The 3,675-nt window shown below is 37.3% G+C and carries 5 protein-coding genes and 2 tRNA genes; 2 read left to right on the forward strand and 5 right to left on the reverse strand.

What is annotated here, in order from left to right; all coding sequences use genetic code 11:
- The first annotated feature begins 13 nt into the window (after nucleotides 1–13).
- Together ACJMML_RS07395 and ACJMML_RS07400 are read left to right on the forward strand one after the other, a co-directional pair.
- Nucleotides 14–87 (forward strand) — tRNA-Arg (locus ACJMML_RS07395).
- Between the two features lie 54 nt (nucleotides 88–141).
- Nucleotides 142–215: transfer RNA gene (locus tag ACJMML_RS07400), tRNA-Arg, on the forward strand.
- Between the two features lie 3 nt (nucleotides 216–218).
- Here the strand turns inward: ACJMML_RS07400 and ACJMML_RS07405 are convergent.
- From ACJMML_RS07405 to ACJMML_RS07425, 5 genes are all read right to left on the reverse strand, one after another.
- A complete protein-coding gene (locus ACJMML_RS07405) occupies nucleotides 219–1,397 on the reverse strand; it encodes a TIGR00375 family protein (protein ID WP_405306697.1) in 1,179 nt (392 codons plus the stop codon).
- Nucleotides 1,398–1,406: 9 nt separating this feature from the next.
- On the reverse strand, nucleotides 1,407–1,952 hold the full coding sequence (locus ACJMML_RS07410; RefSeq protein ID WP_405306698.1) for a DUF2112 family protein: 546 nt from the start codon (nucleotides 1,950–1,952) through the stop codon (nucleotides 1,407–1,409).
- Nucleotides 1,953–1,981: 29 nt separating this feature from the next.
- The gene (locus tag ACJMML_RS07415) at nucleotides 1,982–2,755 is read right to left on the reverse strand and encodes a proteasome assembly chaperone family protein (protein ID WP_405306699.1); all 774 of its coding nucleotides are present in this window, start codon (nucleotides 2,753–2,755) and stop codon (nucleotides 1,982–1,984) included.
- 4 nt (nucleotides 2,756–2,759) lie between these two features.
- Nucleotides 2,760–2,930: an RNA-protein complex protein Nop10 gene (locus ACJMML_RS07420; protein WP_292602259.1), complete on the reverse strand. Its 171-nt coding sequence runs from the start codon at nucleotides 2,928–2,930 to the stop codon at nucleotides 2,760–2,762.
- 10 nt (nucleotides 2,931–2,940) lie between these two features.
- On the reverse strand, nucleotides 2,941–3,675 hold a 735-nt coding region (locus ACJMML_RS07425), incomplete at its 5' end, for a translation initiation factor IF-2 subunit alpha (RefSeq protein WP_405306700.1).

Consider the following 3,675-nt stretch of genomic DNA (forward strand, 5'->3'; position numbering starts at 1 on the left):
TTGCTATATGTAAGGGCCCGTAGCCTAGCTGGATAGGGCGTCGGACTTCTAATCCGAAGACCCCGGGTTCAAATCCCGGCGGGTCCGTCCTTATAATTTCTTTTTCTATGAAAATTATTTTTAATGACTTGTTAATTTAATGGGCTTGTAGCCTAGTCTGGAAGGGCGTAAGACTCCTAATCTTAAGATCGAGGGTTCAAATCCCTCCAAGTCCGCTATTAAAAACTGTCTAAAGTAATGACTTTAGACTTTTTTTCTTCTTTTCTAAACAATATTTGACCATATTGGCCACCCCCACCCGGGATGACCTTAATCGTATTATTTCTAAAGGATTCAATTGCCAAAGCAACATTTCCATCAACCTTTCTAATCTCATCCAATGAAACATCTATTAAAACATTAATTTCAGTACCGAAATTATCAATCAGCCTTTGCCAAATCCCCTGTACAAACTTTGTAGTAACTCCCTTATCATAAACAGAAGAGATTATCTCGGCTAAAGGCATCAGATGAACATATTTAGGCCTAAAACTGGGATGAACTGGCTTGTCCAAATCTGATATCTCGGATATTCTAAAATCGACACCCTTTTTGATTGTGCCTCCGCACGAACATTTCATCCTATTTTCACGAGCATCCAAAGGATCGATTAGTTTATGGCACTTTGTGCATGCGGTCATGTGATATTTTCCCAAATTAGGCACCAACCCATAGTTGGCTTTAACATCCTTGTTTTTAAATGCCTTTTTGATTGAAGAATATGAAATGTCCTCCAATTCTATCTGATTAAATTCACGGCCTAACCTATGTGGCCATGGAGAGTGAGCATCAGAATTAGTTAAAAAAACAAAATCCTTAAGCTCTGAAACCGTATCTGCCATTAAAGTGTCTGCAGACAGACCCAATTCAACAAAATCAGGAGCACTTTGGTAACAGTCATAAATGCTGTCATGTGACTTATACATTCCGGTCCAGGGAGTGAATGCATGTGCAGGACCAATCAAACAGCCATAGTCATGAGCAAAATCCAACAGTTCAGCTCCTCCAAGCTTTGTTTTAGGCCTTCCATCAGCATTCTTGTTATTTGAAGGCAACTTCTCAGACATCTCACGGGCAATGTCCAAATCAGGAATGATGATTAGATGGTGGATTCTACTTTTTCCTTCAACTTCAGTTGTCAAAACAAAATCCATATCATCATAGGTATAAATTCCATCACCCGAATACTCCGTACTTTCATCAATGATATCCAGCCACTTCGGATGAAGTCCATCACCGGTTCCTAAAAGCTGCAAACCCTTCAATTTTGATTTGGGAGCCATATTCTTAATCAGCATATCCTTTGATGATGCCATTGAAAAACAGCTGTGAATGTGAAAATCGGCATTTACTAACATGATTAAGTGTTAGAAACTATTATTATTTAATATTTTTTTAAGTTGAGAAATCGGATATTTATCTTTTCTGGGCCTTAAATCAACACCAATCTCATCAGTTGAACTTAAATTTTGTAAAAAAGAGTTAGTCTTATCAATCAATGAAATGATTTCCTCTTGAGTAGTTGGAAAAGCAAGCTTCAATGTCGGAATATCCAAATCATTGACAATCTTGACAAAGAGGCTGTGTGCATTGTTGCAGGCATTACCTCCGAAAAGTATCAAATCATTCAATGGACTGTAAAGCTTTTCATAATTTCGGGGACGCTTTCCAATGATTATTGCAGCATCTGCCCTGTCAATCACTTTAGAAAACAAAAATAATCTTGATTTAACACCTGACGGAAGTTCACTTGATGAATATTTTGTAATCAGGTTATCAAAAGTCAGGTTCCCTTCGCAAATGTCCATATTGTCATAGCGGGAGAAATTGCTAGGGGATAAGTAAGTGTGTCCATTCTTTTCAATCAATGGAATTACAATCATCGAAGTATCGGGAATGACAATTACATTCATAAAAAAAAAGTAAATGAATATTGGATTAATTATCCAATATATCTTAAATCATCTGCGTTTCCGGCATTTGCCTTATTAATCATATCCTGTTCCATCTGTTGAGCTTTAGCAATCATTTGTCTGGTTTCCTCAGCTCTTTCATCTAATTTATCAGTATTGATTTCAAAATTAAGCAAATGGGCTAACTTTAACAGTAAAGCTTCGGCAGCTTCCGCATCTATGAAATAACCAGGAGTTTCACCCATAAGGCAAGACCCTTCGATTCCTCTGCGAACGCCCAAACCTAAGAATAATCCGGAAGCCCCAACGATTCCACCATCATTGGACCTTATTTCAACTTCAGCTTCCTTCAGCAATTCAACATTAGCTTCACAGGTAGCTGCCCCAAATACCTTAGGATTTTCAACAGGCTGTGGAGAAGTAACCATTCCACCCAATGTGAAAATTCTGTCAATATCAAAATCACAGACAAAATCCAAAATCTCTTTGCAAACCAGATATTGTCCTTCAGGAGATAAAGCTTGAGTATTGCCCACAAGAATGATTAAATCCAAATCATCCTCGCCAACACCTTTCAGGTAGTATAGCTCATTGAACATGTTCTCAATAATTCCTTCCTCTTTTACAAGAACTTGAGGAGGGAAAGTTGGAGAATGAATTTCGGCAAACTTGGTGGCTCCCAATTCATCAATCATATGATCTGCAGCCAGTTTACCCACATGTCCAAGTCCTGGTAACGCTTCTATGAAAATAGGATTGTTCAATTCAACTTCTTCTAAAACAGTAATTTCTGCAGTATTCATTGTATTACTCCTTATTCATTGCCTCTTTTTTTAATATACGTCTATATTTACCGTATTTATCCTCTACAGAAAATTTAGGAGGATAAATTACTTTAAGCGGTCCTCCACATTTAGGGCAAGCATCTTTTAAAGTATAAATTCCGCATTCCGGACATTTATTCATTTTCATATTCATATAAATCTAATTAATCTAACTCTCTTAAAAATGAACCGTTACCGCCGGATTCTTCAACAACTGCGATGCATCTCTCAGCTGCTGCTTTAAGAGTTTTTTCTGCTAAAATATAATCAGTGGATTTAACAGTGATTCTGTATCTTGGTGCTCCAACACATTGGACTTTGATTTCCTCTTCTTCGTCCCCGTTATCTTCAGCTGCCTTAAGGGCTGAAATGATAATGTCTACACCATCAGGTACAAAAGTTTCAATATCTACATAACCATTAATGTGAACTTCAGGAGGAGTAATATTCTTTTTAGCCACTTCAGTAATGGCATCAGCCCAATCCTGAGGGATTCCTTCTTCAGTTAAAGATTCAGCACCTTCATCAGAAGCAGCTTCAAAAGCTCCATAAACATCACCGAAGATGTCCATTAACTCATAACCCACTTCATCATATGCTTCATCCAAAGTCTTATCTAATGATTTAGCAGACAATTCCAAGAATTTTTCAGCTTTTTGTTCAATTTTCCAATGTTGGATTTTTTTAGTTCTTTGATCTTCACGGATTCTTTTTAAGGAAGCGTCAACATGCCCCTTTTTAGGGTTAACCCTCAAAACACGACAAACGATTTTTTGATTTTCCCTTACGTGGTCTCTGATATTTTTAACCCAACCAGAAGATACTTCAGAAATATGAATAAAAGCTTCTTTGCCCTGATATTCTTCTAATTTAGCAAAAGCCCCATAATTAAGAACTTT

This window comes from Methanobrevibacter sp. (assembly GCF_045130115.1).
Taxonomy (GTDB): domain Archaea; phylum Methanobacteriota; class Methanobacteria; order Methanobacteriales; family Methanobacteriaceae; genus Methanocatella.

Excerpts from the sequence above, each read along its gene's own strand:
- ACJMML_RS07405 (WP_405306697.1), bottom strand. The coding sequence starts at position 1,397 with ATGTTAGTAAATGCCGATTTTCACATTCACAGCTGTTTTTCAATGGCA.
- ACJMML_RS07410 (WP_405306698.1), bottom strand. The coding sequence starts at position 1,952 with ATGAATGTAATTGTCATTCCCGATACTTCGATGATTGTAATTCCATTG.
- ACJMML_RS07415 (WP_405306699.1), bottom strand. The coding sequence starts at position 2,755 with ATGAATACTGCAGAAATTACTGTTTTAGAAGAAGTTGAATTGAACAAT.
- ACJMML_RS07420 (WP_292602259.1), bottom strand. The coding sequence starts at position 2,930 with ATGAATATGAAAATGAATAAATGTCCGGAATGCGGAATTTATACTTTA.